Below are 17,762 nucleotides of genomic sequence, written 5' to 3' on the forward strand. Positions count from 1 at the left end.
CATCGTCCTGGCTGCGTCACCGCTGCCTAGGGCTGTTCTGGGGTAGTGAGTGGTGCATCTAACTCTGCAAACAGGTCTTTGGCTACCAATAGAGCATTGACAGCGGCGGGGAAGCCCGCATACACCGCCATCTGCATAATCACTTCAATAATTTCTTCGCGGGTGCAGCCCACATTGAGGCTGGCCTGAAGGTGGGCCTTGAGCGTGGTAGGGGCGTTGCCGAGGGTGACCAGAGATGCGATCGTGGCGATCTGCCGCTCTTTGGGCGATAGCCCTTCGCGAGAGCAGATATCGCCGTAGGGAAACTCAATAATCAAGCGGGCAAAATCGGGGGCAATATCCTCCAGCGATTCCATAATGCCTGCGCCAATGGAACCATGAAGTCTAGCCAGGGCTGCCTGCCCACGGGTATAGCGAGTTGAATCCATTGGGAATCGGTTGATGGTCAATAGCGGTAATTGTATAAAAGCGTAAGCAACCCCTGCTAAAACCCCTGCTAACTCAAGGGGTTGATTTGGCCCTGAGATGCTCTGGGCGAATATCTAAAGGCCAGAGCCTTTAGGGGCAACTATACCAGCCTCACCAGCTATAGCGTCCTGTATGAATTAAGGCAGATTGGCTAAGCACCCCATAGACCTTAAACGAGCGTCTGCCATTGGTTTGGGCCTAAGTCGGTGGTTGCAATTAAACGTAGGATGGGGCAAAGGGCCATACCCGTGCCCATCGCTTTGATGATGGGCACGCGATGCTTTGCCCATCCTACGAGGGTTTTATATTTAATTGAGCCTTCCTACTTAAAGTAACTCAGCTCCTACCAAACCCGAGTCAGACAACCCCGATTCGAACCCGATTTGCACGGAGCATTGCACTGCAATGCCCCTACAAATCGGTGGTATACCGATAGGATTTGGTATCACATGTCTAGCAAGGATCCCCCCAAGGGGAAATCCGTGGCCAAAAGTCCTGTGATATTCTCAGGAGAACAGTAGTCAGGAAAACAGGGGTGCAGTCGCGCCAATAGCCTGAGTTTTAGTCTTTAGAATTTGAACCCTATGGCGATATCTCGACGGTGGTTTAACCAGGCTTGCTTGGGGGTAGCGGCAGCTTTGCTCGCAGCGGCCTGTGGCGGCGGCAGCGGCGATGATGTAATCAGCGTCGGTTCTAAAGACTTTACCGAGCAGCTGATCATTGGCGAAATGTATGCCCTGGTGCTCGAAGAGAACGGCTTTACCGTCGAGCGCAAGCTTAACCTGGGCGGCACCCCGGTGGCCCAGGCGGCGATCGAGAGCGGCGATATTGACCTCTACCCCGAGTACACCGGCACCGCCCTGTTGACGGTGCTCAACTTGCCCGCCAGTAGCGACCAGCAGGCCGTCTTCGATACTGTTCAGCAGGCCTATCAAGCACAGTTTAACCTGGTGTGGCTCGACCCCTCGCCAATGAATAACACCCAGGCCCTGGCGATGACTGAGGAGCGCGCCGATGCGCTGAATATTCGCACTATTTCTGACTTTGCGGCCCAGGCCAGCAGCCTAACCTTGATTGGTCCTCCCGAGTTTGAGGTGCGTGAAGATGGCCTGCCGGGGTTGAAATCGGCCTATGGCGATTTTTCTTTGGCCGACTATAAAGCAGTGGATGCGGGCCTGCGCTACCGGGGCCTGGTAGATGGCGAGGCCGATGTCGCCGTTGCCTTTGGCACCGATGGCGAAATCAATGCCTTTAACCTGGTGGTGCTCGAAGATGACGAGGGGTTGTTTCCGCCCTACCAGGTGGCCCCGGTGGTCAGGCAGACGACGCTGGAGGCAAACCCCGGCATTGCCGATGCCCTAAATCAGGTATCGCCCCTGCTCAACGATGACGTTATGCGTCAGCTCAACTACGAGGTCAGCGGCAACCAGCGCGAACCGGCGGACGTGGCGCGAGAATTTTTGGTGAATGCGGGCCTGGTGACAGACTAGCCCACGGCGAGTAGCCCCTTGACGAGAAACCTATGAGCGCCATTCAGTTTGATGATGTTTCGCTACGATTTGCCGGGGGGGCGCGTCCGGCGGTCAATCGGGTGACCTGCCAGATCAATTCTGGCGAAATTGTGGTGATTTTGGGGCCGTCGGGCTGCGGCAAAACCACTCTGCTGAAGATGGTCAACCGCCTCTACGAACCCACCGGGGGTAATATTTTTCTCGATGGGGCCAATATTCGCAAGCTCAAGGCGACCAAACTGCGGCAGCAGATTGGCTATGTGATTCAGCAGTCGGGCCTGTTTCCCCACATGACGGTGGCCGACAATGTGGCGGTGGTGCCCAAGCTGCTGGGCTGGGCCAAACCCCAAATTCAGGCCCGCATTGATGAGCTGCTGGAACTGGTGAAGCTGCCGCCGGGAGAATTTCGCGATCGCTACCCCGCCCAGCTTTCCGGTGGTCAGCAGCAGCGGGTGGGCATTGCTCGGGCGCTGGCGGGCAACCCCGGCATTATGCTGATGGATGAGCCCTTTGGGGCGATCGACGCGATCACCCGCGCTGCCCTGCAAGACGAGATTTTGCGCCTTCAGGGCCAGCTCAAAAAAACGATTCTGTTTGTCTCCCACGATGTAGAAGAGGCCCTGCGCCTGGCCGATCGCATCCTGATCATGCGCCTGGGGGAGGTGGTGCAGTTTGACACCCCCTTTAATCTGCTCACCCAGCCCGTCGATGAGTTTGTCTACACCCTGCTGGGGGCCGACGACATGGTGCGCCAGCTGGGCCTGCTGCGGGTGGGTGCGGCGATGATGGCCCTGCCGCCCAACTACAGCAACGGCCACAACCCGACGCTTTCTCATTTAGACAGCCTGCGCGATGCGCTGTCACTGATTCTCAAGACCGGGGCTCCGGCGCTGACGGTGCTAGCAGAAGGCAACCCGGTGGGCCTGCTCACCCTTGACCACATTCGCGAGTCGGCGGTAGCGGGGAACGGGCGATGAGCTATCTGATTAGCCAGCCAGGGGAGGTGCTGACGCTGCTGCTGCAACACCTGCGGATGACGGGCATTTCGCTGGGGATTGCGATCGCCCTGGCTGTTCCCCTGGCGCTGCTGGTCTCGCGGCTGCGCTGGCTCTCGGTGCCGGTGCTGGGCAGTCTAGGGGTGCTTTACACTATCCCCAGTCTGGCGCTGATTATCTTTTTAGTGCCGCTGTTTGGCCTTAACGCTACCTCGGTGATTGTGGCGATGGTGCTCTACACCCAGGTGATTTTGGTGCGCAACCTGACGGTGGGGCTGGCGGGCATCAACCCCGCTGTGCTAGAGGCGGCGCGGGGCATGGGCATGAGCGTGGCCCAGCGGTGGTGGCGGGTGCAGGTGCCCCTGGTGCTGCCGGTGTTTTTGGCAGGGGTGAGAATTGCGGCGATTGTGGCGATCGCGATCGCCACCATTGGGGCGAAGTTCAACGCTGGCGGGCTGGGTAAACTGCTGTTCGACGGTATTCAAACCAACCGCTACGACAAGATCGTGGCTGGGTCGATTGCGGTGGCGGTTCTAGCGTTTGTGATAAATGGCCTGCTGCTAGCGCTGGAGCACTACGCTCAACCCCAGCGGCGACTGAAACATGAGTAATACCAAATCCTGCATGGCTATCTCCGGTTCAGCTGGGCGCATGCCATGCGCCCCTACGGGTTGGTCGTTTGGGAATCGGGGATATGGGATTCGGATTCGGTATAAGACAGCAGTTACGGCTTGCGACGTCACTGTCCGTATAATTCACTCTGGGAGGGCAGTTATGAGGAAACTGTCGGCATAATTAAGTTGTTATGCGGCTTGTTTTTTATCAAAGGAGATGTCTTGAGGTTATTTGTAAATGAGACTTGAAGAAGTTGTTCCTTGGGGTAGAACACTAGAAGAATACAAGTCGATGTTTAGTCTGTCAGAAACAGATTTAAACGCAAAAATTCTTGGATGCGGTGATGGCCCAGCTAGCTTCAATGCTGAAATGACTGAGCTAGGACATTCTGTTGTATCTATTGATCCGGTTTATCAATTTTCTGCCGAACAAATTGAGCAGCGTGTTCGAGCTACTTACGAGTCGATCATTTCGCAGGTAAAGAAAAATCCTAGTAAATATATATGGAAGGACTTCCAAGATGCTGATGAACTTGGCAAGGCGCGTCTCAACACAATGGAGAAGTTTCTATTAGACTATGAAGCTGGGCAAAAAGCAGGACGGTATTTAAATCAGTCTTTGCCAAGACTAGAATTTGTTGATGACCAATTTGAGTTATGCGTATGCTCTCATTTACTCTTCTTGTATTCAGAACAGTTATCGCTTGATTTTCATATTGCTTCGGTTCATGAACTTCTGCGAATTGCCCCCGAGGTGAGGATTTTCCCCTTGCTCAAGCTTGATGGTAAGCCATCTTTTTATCTTGACTTTATTTTGGAGGATTTATCAAATAAAGGTTACAGAGCACAAGTTCAATCTGTTGCTTACGAGTTTCAAAAGGGCGGGAATAAAATGTTGAGAATCAGTCGGTAAGCGATCGCCGCATAACAACTCTCTTGCAACGGACGGTCGGAAATCACTGGTGGTGGTGCAAAATTTTCTAACCGCTGCTGAAGGAGAGCGTTATACAGAAATTCTATTAACACTGATAGCTAGATTGGTGATGCATTCACTGCGTGTCTGGTTGTGTGCCTGTATAAAATCATCTAGGCAGAACTCACCTATGACGACTGAAGCCAGAATGCTGAGCTAACCCCTACGCCGATCGCATTCCCGGAGCCTGGGCGGCTCGCTGCACCGCACTCAAACCCACCTCTGCCCCCAGCGCCAATAGCGCCACCGGCACCGCCCCCACCAGCAAAATCGCCGGGTCATAGACCGCAAACCCCAGCACAATAAACGTGCCTAGCCCGCCTGCCCCCACAAAAGCGGCCAGGGTAGCGCTGGCGATCACCTCCACCGTGGCGGTTTTGATACCTGCAATGATCACCGGCAGCGCCAGGGGAATTTCGACCGTGGTGAGAATGTCAACCGGGGGCATGCCCATGCCTGTTGCCGCCTCACGAATGGCGGGGCTAATGTTGCGAAACGCCACGTCGGTGCTGATTAAAATCGGCGGCATCACCAGCAGGGTTAGGGCCAGCACCGCCGACCAAAAGCTCAGCCCCAGCACGGGCACCGCCAAAAACAGCACCGCCAGGCTAGGAATCACCCGCAGCGCGTTGAAGCTGTTGAGCATGACGGTGGATACAACCCGCGATCGCGCACTCCATAGCCCCAGGGGCAAGCCCACCAGCAGCCCAATCGCCAGGGGCACCGCCACCAGCATGAGGTGCTGTTGCAGAGCGGCGAGAATGCGATCGCTATTGTCTAGGGCGTACTGAAAAGCGTTTTGCAGCGTCGGCAGCATCAGACATACCGGGAGGAGGCTCTGTTCTTACGTTACCCCGAGTTTGGCGTGAGAAATGTGCCCAAGAACATCACGGGTTAAGGCGCTGTTCGGTATCGCCGTCAAACCAGTGAATCGTCTCGGGGGGCAGGGCCAGCTTCAGATTCTCCTTGCTCCAGGAGGCATCGGCAGGCAGCAGCGCCCGCAGGGTGAGCGTGGGGTCACCCTGCACTCGCAGGCTGACCAGGTCGTGCATGCCCAGATTTTCGACCAAAAACACGTCGCCGCTAACAATGTGGGTATCGCCCTCGCGGGGCAGGCGCAAATGCTCGGGGCGAATGCCCAGCACCACTGACGAGGCCTTAGCCCCGCTGGGCAACGGCACTCGAAAATCGCCCAAAGCCACTTCGTGGCCAGTGCGGTTGAGGGTAAACAGGTTCATTTGGGGGCTGCCAATGAAGCTGGCCACAAATCGGTTGGCGGGGGTTTTGTAAATGTCGTGGGGATGGCCGAGCTGTTGTAGATAGCCATTGTTGAGCACCGCCACCTTAGTCGAGAGAGTCATGGCCTCGGTTTGGTCGTGGGTGACGTAGACGATGGGCGATTTTTGGTCGGCAAAAATTTGCTTGAGGTCGGCCCGCACCTGCTCTCGCAGCAGGGCATCGAGGTTGCTGAGGGGTTCATCGAGCAAAAAGACATCGGGGTTGCGCACCAGGGCGCGGGCCAGGGCCACCCGCTGCCGCTGCCCGCCCGAGAGTTTAGCCGGTTTGCGATCGAGCAGGGGGTCGAGGCCCAGCACCCCAGACACCTCCTGCACGCGCTTTTGCACATCGCCCGCTGGCAAGTTGCGCAGCTTAAGCCCTGAGGCCACGTTGTCGCGCACGGTCATGTGGGGGTAGAGGGCGTAGCTTTGGAAGACCATGGCAATGTTGCGATCGCCCGGTGGTAGGGCGCTGACATCGCGATCGCCAATCATCACCCGCCCCTCGGTGGGCTGGTCTAGCCCCGCAATCAACCGCAAAATGGTCGATTTGCCGCAGCCCGATGGCCCCACCAGGGTTAAAAACTCCTTGTCGTCGACCGCCAGGTTGAGCCGCTTTACCGGCACGATGTCGCGGCTATAGGCTTTGGTTAGGTCTTGCAGTTCGAGTTTAGCCATGATTGTAGAGGTAGTGGAGGGTGAAGAGTGAGGGGGTGGAGGGTGAAGAGTGAGGGGGGGAAGGGTGAGGGGATGAAGAGTGAAGGGTGAAGAGTGAGGGGGGTGAAGGGTGAGGGGATGAAGAGTGAAGGGTGAAGAGTGAGGGGGGTGAAGGGTGAAGGTCGAAGAAAGTGAAGTTTCCAGGTCATCCACCCATCCACCCATCCACCCATCCACCCATCCACTCATCCACTCATCCACCCCCCTACCCCTTCACCGATCCGGATGTCAGGCCCTGGACGATCCGCCGCTGGAAGAGCAGCACCAGCACCACCAGGGGTAGGGTGCCAACCACCGTGGCGGCAGCCAGGGGGCCGTAGGGCACGTCAAACAGAGTAGTGCCGCCGAGCTGAGCGGCGGCGACGGGAATGGTTTTCATGCTCTCGCGGGTCATGAAGGTGAGGGCAAACAGATACTCATTCCAGGCGAAAATAAACGCCAAAATGCCGGTGGTCACCAGGGCGGGCAGGGTCATGGGCAGCACAATCTGCCAGAGCATCTGCACGGTGTTGTAGCCGTCTACCTTGGCAGAGTCTTCTAAATCTTTGGGCAATTGCTGAAAGAAGCTGCGCATGACCAAGATGGTCAGCGGCAGGTTGATGGCGGTGTAGGGAATGATCAGCGCCAGATAGTTGTTGGCTAGCCCAAAGGCTCGCACCACTTCTAGCAGGCCCAAAAACAGCAAAATGTAGGGAAACAGGGTGACCACCAGCACCACGGCTAGAATAATTTGCTCCCCCCGTATTCGCAGGCGAGCTAGGGCATAGGCCGCAGGCGAGCCCAGCGCCAGGCACAACAGCGTCGACACAATGGCGACTAAGGCGCTGTTGAACATGTAAATCTGAAACTGGTTCAGCCGAAACAAGTCGAGGTAGTGGCTGAAGGTGAGCTGATCTAACCCCGGAAAATACACCACCGGAGTTTGAGTGATGGCGGCGTTGGTTTTGAATGAGGTGAGCACCTGCCACAGCACCGGGGCCAGGCTGAAGAGAACGGTAAAGGCGATCGCTAGCCAGAGCAGCACCCGCATCCAGGGAATACCGCGATCGCTGGCTTTGGGTGGAGAGGTGGTGGTTTGGGAAACGGTGGCCATAGGGGTGGATGGGTGGGGGTGGATGGGTAGGGGGTGGATGGGTAGGGGGTGGATGGGTAGGGGTAGACCTATGTGTCTACCCTTACAGGCCAAAATTACTCTGTTTTGGCGCGCAGGCGAGAGAGGTAGAGCCAGCTCAGGGCCACGACCGCCACTAGCAATACAAAGGTCACCGTCACCAGGGCGGCCCCGTAGCCAAAGTCGAGGTAGCGCATCACGGCGGCGTAAATATAGATCGACACCATCTCGGTAGCACCGCCGGGGCCGCCGCCGGTCATCACCTGAATCAGGTCAAAAATGCCAAAGGATTGGGCAAAGCGAAACAGTGTGGCAATCACAATCTGCGGTGCAATCAGCGGCAGCGTAATCTGGCGAAAGCTTTGCCAGGGGCTGGCTCCATCTAGAGAGTGAGCCTCATAGAGGTCTTGGGAAATGGATTGCAGCCCCGCCAGCAGCAAAATCGCCACAAAGGAGGTCGTCTTCCACACGTCGGCGGCAATCACCGCCACCATCGCCCAAAAGGGTTCGCCCAGCCAGTTCACCGGGTTATCAATCAGCTGAAATCGCAGCAGTAGGTCGTTCCAGACGCCAAACTCGGTGTTGAAAATCCAGCGCCAGGCCAGGGCAATCAGGGCGGTGGGCAAGGCCCAGGGGAGAATGGCGATCGTGCGTACCCAGCCTCTGCCCCGAAAGGCTTGGTCGAGGCACAGGGCAATTAGCAGCCCTAAAATCAGCTCAAAAATCAGCGTCGTGACCGTAAAAACAGTCGTGTTTCGCATACTCTGCCAGAACCGACCATCCTGGGCCATCAGCGCATAGTTGTCTAAACCGCTAAAAACAGGCTCCAGGTTAGTGCTGAGGTTTTCGGTAAAAAAGCTCAGCCAAAAGGCTCGCAAAATCGGAAAGGCGTAGACCAGCAGCAACAGCAGCATTGCCGGAATCATCAACAGCCAGCCCGTCCGCTGTTCCCGCTCTCGAATGTAGTCTTTAGTCATTGTATTGGCTCTCGTTAACCGACCTATCCGCCTGCTCACCTACTGCACTCATCTACCCCTCTGCCCCCAACACCCGCCGACTCTCCCCAGCAGCAGCCTGCATAGCGGCCTCTGGCGTCATTTGATTGGTGATGGCGGCACTCAGGTAGCGTTGCAGAATATCTGACAGCTGGGCGTACTGCCCCACGGGAGGCCGAGGAATCGCTGTGTCGGCCACCTCTAGCAGCTGCTCGTAATGGGGAAACGTCGCTAGCACGTCAGGATCGGTGAACAGGGCACGACGGCTGGGCACGTAGGCAAACTCGGTGATGAAATCCTTCATCGGGCCAGGGCTAGTGAAAAACTCCACCACCCGCCAGGCTTCTTCGGGGTGGGGGGTAGTCGCCGAAATGCCAAAGCCCCATCCCCCTAAACAGGCAGCGGGCTGCTGCCCTTCGGCATGCACCATGGGCTTGAGGGCAATGTTTCCAGCCACTGCCGTGCCCTCACGGTTGGCCTCGGCCCAGGCGTAGGGCCAGTTGCGCAGAAAAGCGACATTGCCGTTCTGAAACTGGCGCAGAGAATCTTCTTCGATGTAGTTGGTCACACCGGGCGGAGAAATGCGCTGGTCAATCACACCTTTCATAAACTCGACGGCCTGAATGCCGGCGGGCTGATCGAGGCCCACGGCCAAACTGTCGGGGTCGATCCAAAAGCCGCCGTAGCCCGCAATAATTTCGACAAAGTTGGTCACCAGACCCTCATACTGCAACCCTTGCCAGGTAAAACCCCAGTCCACATCGGTCTGCGCCTGAATGGTCTGGGAGGCCGTAATTAGGTCGTCAAAGGTTTCAGGCGGCTCTAAGCCCACCTGCTCTAGCAGGTCAGTGCGGTAGTAGAGCATGCCCATGTCGGAGCGAAAGGGCATGCGGTAAAGCCCGTCTTGGTAAAGGCCCGCTGCTACATCGGCCTCTAGAAAATCGGCCAGGTCACTGTCACTGACGCGGTCTGACAGATCGACGAGCCACCCAGCGGCGGCAAATTTGGGGATCCAGACCACATCTGAAAACAGAATGTCGTAGGGGGAGTCACCCAGCAAAAAGGAGGTGGTGTAGAGGTTTTCGACCGCATCGGCGGCGTTGGGGCCGCGCACCATCTCAATGCGAATGTCGGGATTTTCATCCATAAACTGCTGGGCCAAGCCCTGCATTTGGTCGGCCTCTACCGCCCGCAACAGAAACGAGATCGTGACCGGCTGCTGGGCCTGAACATAGGCCTCCCAGACCAGCGCCCCGACTGCGATCGCCAGCGCCAATAGAAACAGACTCAGCTTTTTCCAGCTGAGGTTCACAAGTCTTAAAAAAGTTTTATTACGCAAAACAAAGCCTGGAAATCTAACGCTCCCAGGCTTGCCCCATACGTGATGCAAAGATAGCTAACTGTGCAAAGTCAGCTAATGCAAATCCTGAGCCTGTAACGTTCTGACTCAGTACCGGCCAACCCAGGTCTCCCTATACAACCGGAAAGCTGAGGTAGCTGTCCTCTATCTCAAGGATGAATTTGATTGCCCCAGGGCTAACCGATTGATTAATTGTCTGGTTGTCCAGGAGTTGGCGCAGGATCAAGGGGTAACGTTGGCTGGCTAGGAAAGGGAGAGAGCGGAGACAATGGATCGCTGCCAGGCAGGTCGTTAAAGTCATCCGGGAACCCATCTAGAGACTCTTGAGGGAACCCCTCGGGGAGACCATCAGGAGAGTCAACTGGAGGCCCCAAGGTTTGATCGCGGGGCAGGGTGGCTAGGGCGACGCGGTTGCCCCCCACATCGCGCAACTCATCGAGAACGGTGACTACATCTTCGTAGCGGGCATCGCGGGAGGCGTAGAGCACAATTAGTCCGCTGGGGCTGCTCTGAATAAACTGCGCCAGCACGTCCCTGAGCACCTCGATCGGCACGGGCTGTTGGTCGAGGTAGATCTGACCAAACCCGTCAATGCTGACGTAGACGCGATCGCTGCCCTCCCCAACTTGCCCCGGCAGCGGCTGCCCAGTGTCGGCGGAGGGCAAGTCTAGATCAATGGCCTGCTGGCGGGTTAGCCCCACCGCCGCCAAAATAAAAAACGTCAGAATGCAGAAGATAACGTCGATTAGCGGAATAATCTCCAGGCGGACGTCCTGGGAGGGGGTATCAAGCAGGTCTATCTTCATGGTGAGGGGACCTCCGCCGAGGGGGTTGCATCGGGGCTAGCCGTATTGGGGTTAGTGCGGATCACTGGCGTAGTCGTTTCGACCACCGGTAGGCCATGACCCGTCGCCCAGCTCTGGCGGTAAAGTAGTTCTAGCTCACTGCCCGCCTGGCGGAACATCTTGGCTTGGCCAAATACAAATCCTTGAAAGAGCCGATAAAAGGCCATGGCAATAATGGCGATGATTAAACCGGCGGCGGTGCTGATCAACGCTTCGCGAATACCTAAGGAGGTGCCTGCGGTGGCATCGCCGCTGCCCAAATCGCTCAGCCGCAGCGCCCCGAGGGAGTTGATCAGACCTAGCACCGTACCCAGTAACCCCAGCTGAGGGGCTAGCCCAATCACGGCTTCAAGAATTTTGTCGCCCCGGCTCATGGCCAGCAGCTCTTCGTTGGCTGAGGTCTCGAGCGCCAATCGAAACACCTCCGGGTCAGGCGATTGCAGCTTGAGCGGGGCCGACAAAAATCGCCCCATGGGTAGCACTGCCGAGCGATGGGCAATGTCGGCGGCGGCACCCCAGTCGCGCCGGGCAGCTTCGAGCACGCGGCCAGACACCTCGCGTTCGCGGGTCAAAATGCGCGACCAAAACCAAATGCGCTCCAAAATAGTGCCCACGGCCAAAATCGAAAGTAGGAGCAGCGGCCACATGGCAATGCCGCCACTGGCAAATAGTTCGGGTATGTTCACGAGAGTCCTCCTGTCACCGCCGGGTCTGGCTGTCAACTTAGGCCAGTGCAGCCCGGCTCCGGCAAAGCATAACAATTGTAGTGATTTTGGGGACGCTTCAACATTGCTGGGGCAATTCTGTTGATTAGCGATCGCCCATTGCCCCAGCCGGTTGGCCATTGACCAACGCGTCTAAAATTAGATCGGCTGTGCGCAGGCAGACCCCCGGTGGCCCCAGTTCTTCGCGCATTTTGGCATAGCCTGCCCGCATGGTTTGCCGGGCCGCCTCGTTGTGCAGCAACTCTAATGCGGCGGCGGCGATCGCTGCCGGGGTCGCTTCCCACTGCAAAAACTCGGGCACAATCGTCTGGTCAACCACCAGGTTAACCGGCGACACGTAGGGCGCGTCAAACTTCAGCAGGTAATAGCCAATGCGGGCGCTGAGGGGGTGAATGCGGTAGGCCACCACCTGGGGCACATCCATCAGGGCAATCTCCAGGTTAGCGGTGCCCGATTTGGTAATCGCCACATCGGCGGCGGCAATGGCGACCTGGCTATCGTCGGCAATCACCCGCCCGTTAAGGCCATACTGGCTTAGGCCCGCCTCAAAGCTGGCCTGCAACGCCGCAATCGACACCGGCATTAAAAAGGTCACCCCTGGGCACTGGGCCTGAATGATCTGTGCCGCCTTCAGCAGCACCGGCATCAGGTACTTGACCTCCTGCTGGCGGGAGGCAGGCAGCAGAGTCACGACCGGGGCGTCGAGATCGAGGCCGAGCCGCTGGCGGGCAGCACTCTGATCGGCGGGGGTAGGATAGCGATCGACCAGGGGATGGCCTACCCAGGTGGTGTTGGCTCCGTAGCGCTGGTAGTAGTCGGCCTCGGCTTTGAAAATGGCCAGCATGCGATCGCTGCACTGCACCAGCTTGCGCGTGTCGTTTTCAGAAAACGACCACACCCACTGCTGGGGAGCGATGTAATACATCACCGGCACCTGGGGGTGATGGGTCTTGAGGTAGTCGCCCATGGCTAAATTAGGGCTCATGTAGTCAATCAGCACCGCCACATCTGGCGGGTTCGCGTCAAGGGCTCGCTTGGCCTGCCGCTGCAACCGCAGGGTGGGCAGCAGGTAGGGCAGCGCCTCAAAAATACCTACCGAGCCAATGCCCGTGGTTTCGCCCACCAGCGTGGCCCCCGCCTTCGCCATGCGGGGGCCACCCAGGGCGGTAATGTCGAGGGTGAGATGGCGATCGCGAGCCCGCTGCTGAAGTGCCTCAATCAGCAATGCCCCCTGCAAATCTCCCGACACCTCGCCGGTGCTAATAAACACTCGCTTTGTAGTGGGATGCGTCATCCCTGACCTCGTCTTGGGCTACTCATCATTGGCCTTGCTGACCTGGCGTCGTCCGGGAGTTAGCCCCCGGCGATCGGGTTGGATTGCTGCCTGCAAAAACCCGCTAAAGTGGCGCACCAAATCATTGTTGTGGTCTTGACCCAGCTTCTTAACTGCGTCGCTCAGCGATTCTCCTGAGCGGTACACCAGCCGGTAAGCCTGTTTGAGCTCACGGTACGCCTGGGGGTCAGCCGTCAGGCCCGCCCGCTGCAAGCCCACCTGGTTAAGGCCCCGCACCTGGGCCGGGTTGCCGTTGATTAGAGTAAAAGGCGGTACGTCGCGATCGATGCGGCTGAGACCGCCAATCATCGCCAGTCGTCCCACATGCACAAACTGGTGCACCCCCACCAAGCCACTAATCCGTGCCCCCGACTCCACATACACATGGCCGGCCAAGGCTACCGAGTTGGCAATAATGACGTTATCTTCGACCACACAGTTGTGGGCCACATGAGAATAGGCCATCAGTAGGTTATGGCTGCCCAACAGCGTAGCTGCTCCGGCATCGGTTGCCCGGTTGATGGTCACGTACTCCCGAATCAGGTTGTGATCTCCAATCTCGACCCGGCTCATCGAGCCGTCGTACTTGAGATCCTGAGATTCGAGGCCAATACAAGCACCGGGAAAAATGCGGTTTTGCGCTCCGATAGTGGTGTCACCGTCGATCACCACATGGGCACCTACCTCAGTGCCAGGGCCAATAGTGACCTGCTTTCCAATGACGGCGTAGGGGCCAACCTTAACAGTTGGGTGCAGTTGGGCACCCTCGTGGACAACGGCTGTTGGATGAATCAGGGTAGTCAACGATCCGCCTCCAGAACCCAGCGATTGCAACATAGACACATTCTTCACCTAGCCCACCTGGGATGAGGTTGGGGCATCTACCACTGAGAACATCATTTCTCCTTCGCAGGCCAACTGACCATCCACCTCGGCCCGACCGCGCATTTTGCCAAACCGCAGTCGCTTGATGGCCAGCAGTTCCACCGTCATGATCAGCTGGTCACCGGGCACCACGGGGCGACGAAACCGCACCTTGTCGATGCCTGCAAAGACGCATAGCCCCTCAACGCCGGGAATTTGCGCCATCACCACGCCCCCCACCTGGGCCATTGCTTCCACAATCAGCACTCCCGGCATAATGGGATAGCCGGGGAAATGGCCTTGGAATTGGGGTTCGTTGAAGGTGATGTTTTTAATGCCGGTCGCTTGTTTGCCGGGAACATAGTCGATGATCCGATCGACTAGGGCAAAAGGGTAGCGATGGGGCAGCAGCGCATAGATTTCCGCCGCACTATATTCGGTTTTGGGGGGATCAGTCATGACCGCCCCCGTCGGAGCAGGCTCAAGGGTAGAAGTCACAGGGCTAGGAGAAGTTACGTCAATCACAATCAATCGGGTAGGGGTCTACAGGGTCTGCCGAAACCGGTGCTAGGTGCAGCTAACCCGCACTCCCAGACGCAGCGGCCAATGGCCTAGCTTGATTTTGCCACTAGAGGGGACCCTCGCCATAGACCAAGGCCGAATCCAGCGCCGCCGCCAGTTCGCCGTGCAGGCGATGGCTGGCCTTATAGGCCACAATGTGAGCTGCGGGCAGGTGGCCTAGCAAGCTGAGATCGCCAATTAGATCCAGCAGTTTGTGGCGGGCGGGTTCGTTGTCAAACCGCAGGGGTGGGTTTAGCCAGCCAGATTCACCGCACACCAGCGCATTGTCAAGGCTGCCCCCCTGAATCAAGCCACTGGCCCGTAGCTGATCGACCTGGTGGGCAAGCCCAAAGGTCCGAGCTGGGGCAACAGCCGTGGCAAACCCCTCCGGTCCAAAAGGGTCGGCCTCTGCCGCCCAGCTAAACCATTGATTGCCAATGGCGGCCACCTCAAAGTCAATGCCGTAGGTCAATCGTGGGGCTGGGGCCGGAAATGCCGCCACAAAGGCATCGGCGTGATGCACCGAGACTGGCCGACTCAGACGCGCCACCGGTCGAGGCACCCCCTGGTCTTGTCGCCCTGCCTGCTGGATTACCTGCACCCAACCGGCGGCTGATCCATCTAGCAGGGGCACCTCCGTCCCGGTGATTTCAATGCGAACGTTGTCGATGCCCAGGCCTGTCAGCGCTGCCAACAGGTGCTCTACCGTCCGCACCGAGGCGTCTCCCTGGCGCAATTCTGTCGAGAGCATGGTGGGATTGATCGCTTTCAGGGTGGCAGGTACCACTGGCTGCCCTGGCAAATCGGTACGCACAAAGTAGCGGCCCTGCCCGACCTGGGCCGGGTGCAAGGTCACCGTCGTTGTGATCCCCGAGTGCAGCCCCACGCCCTGCTGTTCAACCACGCTGGCCAGGGTTGCCTGCTGGGCGGAGCTGCCCCAGCCTGCTAGCCTGCTAGGTTCAATGCCTGTTTGCACCATTAGAAGCGCTCCCCAAAGCCGAAGTGAATGCGGCCTTGCCCTTGGTCATTAAAGCCATAGTCAACCCGTAGAGGTCCTAGGGGCGTCGACAGACGAACCCCTGCTCCGTAGCCAATGCCGCTGCCGGGTTTGCCCCGAGAAGGCCCTGGAGCCCCAGGCACGGCATTGCCGCTGCCTAGGTCAGTGCCAAAGTCTAAAAACAGCGCCCCGCCTAAGAAGGAGAATAGCGGGAACCGGTACTCGGCGGTGATCTGAGCGTAGCTACGACCACTGCCCACTTCCCCTTCATCGTAGCCCCGAATGGAGTTAGTGCCGCCCAGGGCAAAGGCCTCGTAGGGGGGTACATCGCCCACAATGGTGCCCAACTGGGCATTGAGGGCCAGGGCTTGGGGACCCTCAGAAAAGTTCAGCAGACTGAGGGGAATGTAATAGCTATAGCTACCCCGCAGTCGGTTCATAAAGATGCTGCCGCGCCCCAGGGGGATTGACTGCTCTGCATTGAGGCGCAAAATGCTGCCGCTGGTCGGATTAAACACATCGTTGCGGCGATCGAGGGTGGCGCTGAGGGGGAAGGTCCACAGGTCGTCTACCCCGCCGCTGCTAGCGGTGAGGGGGTTCCCGGCAGCATCCACCGAGTTGACCCTACCCCCACCATCGCGGGCCGACACGTTTTGAATCAGGGTGCCCACCGCCACCGTCCAGCCGTTGTCAAAGGGGCGGCTAAAGGTGATGCCACTGCCAAGGCGGCGAATTCGCGCTTGGTCACCGTTGATCAGGTTGATTGGGGTGGGGCCGCCCTCAAAGTTGAGGTTGTTGGCCAACCGGGCAAAGGCCGTAGCCGTGTAGGAGGTGCGGAAGGGGTCGCCCGCAATCCAGGGATCGGTAAAGGCAATGTCAAACAGAATATCGCGGGTGCTGAGCTGAGCCTCTGCACTGAACTTTTGGTTGTTGCCGCCAAAGTTGTCTTGGCGGAAGCTAACGGTACCAAATAAGTCGCCCGTGAAGTTGAAGCCTAGACCGGCCGCTACAGAGCCGGTGTTGCGCTCAGCGACGTTGACAATGACGGTAACTTGGCGGGGGTCGTTGGGAGCAGGCTCTAGCCCCGGAATGACGTCTTCAAAAATCTGTAGCCCAAACACCCGCTGAAAGTCACGCTCAATCTGAGCCTGGTTGAAGACATCGCCCGGTTGAGTTTCAAACTCACGGGTGATAATAAAGGGCCTTGTGCGCCCCTGTACCGGGTTGCCATCGTCGTCAACCGACTGCCCCAATTCATTGATGTAGCGCACTTCAATGCTTTCAATCACCCCTTCGGCTACCTCTAGGGTGACCACCCCCTGGGGCGAAACCTGAGGGGCCGCAACAACTTGCGCCAGCACGTAACCCTGGTCTTGGTACCACTGGTTAAGTTGTAAGATGCCTTCTTGAAAATCAATCAGGTTGATGATTTGACCCCGTTGGTCGGCAAAAATGTCATCAACGACGGTTTGGGGTAATACGTCATTGCCCTGCACTCGCACATCGGTAAGTACAGGGTTGGGCTGCACTAGAAAGGTGACCCGCACCCCTAAGTCGGTGTCTTCGGGACGGGCATCAACGTCGGCAAAGAAACCTGTGGCAAAGATGCTGTTGATGTCTTGCTGGAGCTGGGTGCGGGTGGTGGTGCGCCCGGCCTGGGTGTCAATTACGCTGTAAACCAGATTTTCGAGGGCGGGGTCGAGATCGCCTCGGCCTGCTACTACCTGCACTTCGGCCACCAGCACCCGAGGCTCTTCGGCTTCTGCCGCCGGTGGGGTGGGAGCTGGGTCAGCGGGGGGGGCAGCGGGCGCTGGTTCGGTGACCGGGGCCGGCTGCTGGGCTGGGGCTGGCTGCGGCTGACTGCGGCGCTGTACGGCCCCATCGATAATGCGCTGCGCTTCTTCGGGCGAAATGTCGCGCTGGGTGCTGGGGGTTTGGCTCAGCTGGGTGCTAGCCCTAGGCCAGAGGTCAGTGGAGGGGGTTGGCGTAGCCGCTGGAGCACTGGCGTTACTCTCGCCAGCCTCGACCGTGCGGTAATCGTCGATCGCACCTTGCAGGGTTTCGGCCACGGGACTGGCGCTAAACTCGGGCTGCAAGCGTCCGAAGTCGAGGGTGGCCGCTGGGTCACTGGATAGACTTGAGGCTGAACCTGCTTCTGGAACTACCAGGGTTGAGGCACTGAGGTCGGAGTCGCTAGTCTGGGATGAACCAGACTCAGGGGCTGATTCTACAGCGGCGGCTGGGTTGGCCTGGGCCGGAGCTGCCATCAGCCCCATTAGCCCTGATGTGGCCAAAGCTGCCAATAAATAACTAGGAGATACCCGCATCTAAAACACACCTGCTAAACACGTCCACACACCAATCAAGGGCCCATTTCCCAGGCACGGAGCCAGGGTAAATTGCCCTGGGGCGGGCC

17 protein-coding genes are annotated in these 17,762 nt (G+C 58.1%); 4 read left to right on the plus strand and 13 right to left on the minus strand.

Features of this window, described 5'->3' with window-relative positions:
* Window positions 1-26: 26 nt before the first annotated feature.
* Window positions 27-428 (minus strand): carboxymuconolactone decarboxylase family protein, encoded by a 402-nt coding sequence (locus RRF56_RS20075; protein ID WP_317034932.1) that lies wholly within the window; start codon window positions 426-428, stop codon window positions 27-29.
* Window positions 429-1,052: 624 nt separating this feature from the next.
* Here RRF56_RS20075 and RRF56_RS20080 point away from each other — a divergent pair.
* The 4 genes from RRF56_RS20080 to RRF56_RS20095 all read left to right on the plus strand — a co-directional run bounded on the left by RRF56_RS20080 (window position 1,053) and on the right by RRF56_RS20095 (window position 4,501).
* Window positions 1,053-1,958: a glycine betaine ABC transporter substrate-binding protein gene (locus RRF56_RS20080; protein WP_317034933.1), complete on the plus strand. Its 906-nt coding sequence runs from the start codon at window positions 1,053-1,055 to the stop codon at window positions 1,956-1,958.
* Window positions 1,959-1,990: 32 nt separating this feature from the next.
* Entirely contained in the window at window positions 1,991-2,956 is a 966-nt protein-coding gene (locus tag RRF56_RS20085; RefSeq protein ID WP_317034934.1) for an ABC transporter ATP-binding protein, read from the plus strand.
* Entirely contained in the window at window positions 2,953-3,585 is a 633-nt protein-coding gene (locus RRF56_RS20090; protein ID WP_317034935.1) for an ABC transporter permease, read from the plus strand. The genes RRF56_RS20085 and RRF56_RS20090 overlap by 4 nt, the downstream gene beginning before the upstream one ends.
* Window positions 3,586-3,826: 241 nt before the next feature.
* Window positions 3,827-4,501, plus strand: coding sequence for a hypothetical protein (locus RRF56_RS20095; protein WP_317034936.1), 675 nt, complete (start codon window positions 3,827-3,829; stop codon window positions 4,499-4,501).
* A 223-nt stretch (window positions 4,502-4,724) separates the two neighbouring features.
* Here RRF56_RS20095 and RRF56_RS20100 read toward each other — a convergent pair whose 3' ends face one another.
* From RRF56_RS20100 to RRF56_RS20155, 12 genes are all read right to left on the minus strand, one after another.
* Complete coding sequence (locus RRF56_RS20100) at window positions 4,725-5,378, minus strand: ABC transporter permease (RefSeq protein WP_317034937.1); 654 nt, start codon at window positions 5,376-5,378, stop codon at window positions 4,725-4,727.
* A gap of 70 nt (window positions 5,379-5,448) precedes the next feature.
* Entirely contained in the window at window positions 5,449-6,516 is a 1,068-nt protein-coding gene (locus RRF56_RS20105; protein ID WP_317034938.1) for an ABC transporter ATP-binding protein, read from the minus strand.
* 244 nt (window positions 6,517-6,760) lie between these two features.
* Entirely contained in the window at window positions 6,761-7,585 is an 825-nt protein-coding gene (locus tag RRF56_RS20110) for a carbohydrate ABC transporter permease (RefSeq protein WP_410510649.1), read from the minus strand.
* A 158-nt stretch (window positions 7,586-7,743) separates the two neighbouring features.
* Window positions 7,744-8,643: a sugar ABC transporter permease gene (locus RRF56_RS20115; RefSeq protein WP_317034940.1), complete on the minus strand. Its 900-nt coding sequence runs from the start codon at window positions 8,641-8,643 to the stop codon at window positions 7,744-7,746.
* Window positions 8,644-8,695: 52 nt separating this feature from the next.
* Window positions 8,696-9,973: an ABC transporter substrate-binding protein gene (locus tag RRF56_RS20120; protein WP_317034941.1), complete on the minus strand. Its 1,278-nt coding sequence runs from the start codon at window positions 9,971-9,973 to the stop codon at window positions 8,696-8,698.
* A 236-nt stretch (window positions 9,974-10,209) separates the two neighbouring features.
* Entirely contained in the window at window positions 10,210-10,827 is a 618-nt protein-coding gene (locus tag RRF56_RS20125) for a biopolymer transporter ExbD (protein WP_317034942.1), read from the minus strand.
* A complete protein-coding gene (locus RRF56_RS20130; protein ID WP_317034943.1) occupies window positions 10,824-11,552 on the minus strand; it encodes a MotA/TolQ/ExbB proton channel family protein in 729 nt (242 codons plus the stop codon). Before RRF56_RS20130 ends, RRF56_RS20125 begins: the two co-directional genes overlap by 4 nt.
* 124 nt (window positions 11,553-11,676) lie before the next feature.
* Window positions 11,677-12,885, minus strand: coding sequence for a lipid-A-disaccharide synthase (gene lpxB, locus RRF56_RS20135; RefSeq protein WP_317034944.1), 1,209 nt, complete (start codon window positions 12,883-12,885; stop codon window positions 11,677-11,679).
* 18 nt (window positions 12,886-12,903) lie between these two features.
* Window positions 12,904-13,728: an acyl-ACP--UDP-N-acetylglucosamine O-acyltransferase gene (gene lpxA, locus RRF56_RS20140; protein WP_317034945.1), complete on the minus strand. Its 825-nt coding sequence runs from the start codon at window positions 13,726-13,728 to the stop codon at window positions 12,904-12,906.
* A gap of 48 nt (window positions 13,729-13,776) precedes the next feature.
* Window positions 13,777-14,247 (minus strand): 3-hydroxyacyl-ACP dehydratase FabZ, encoded by a 471-nt coding sequence (gene fabZ, locus RRF56_RS20145; RefSeq protein ID WP_317038371.1) that lies wholly within the window; start codon window positions 14,245-14,247, stop codon window positions 13,777-13,779.
* A 169-nt stretch (window positions 14,248-14,416) separates the two neighbouring features.
* Window positions 14,417-15,328: a UDP-3-O-acyl-N-acetylglucosamine deacetylase gene (gene lpxC, locus RRF56_RS20150; RefSeq protein WP_317034946.1), complete on the minus strand. Its 912-nt coding sequence runs from the start codon at window positions 15,326-15,328 to the stop codon at window positions 14,417-14,419.
* The gene (locus tag RRF56_RS20155) at window positions 15,328-17,673 is read right to left on the minus strand and encodes a BamA/TamA family outer membrane protein (RefSeq protein ID WP_317034947.1); all 2,346 of its coding nucleotides are present in this window, start codon (window positions 17,671-17,673) and stop codon (window positions 15,328-15,330) included. Before RRF56_RS20155 ends, lpxC begins: the two co-directional genes overlap by 1 nt.
* Window positions 17,674-17,762 lie beyond the last annotated feature (89 nt).

Origin of the sequence: Nodosilinea sp. E11 (assembly GCF_032813545.1) — a bacterium.
Lineage (GTDB): Bacteria > Cyanobacteriota > Cyanobacteriia > Phormidesmidales > Phormidesmidaceae > Nodosilinea.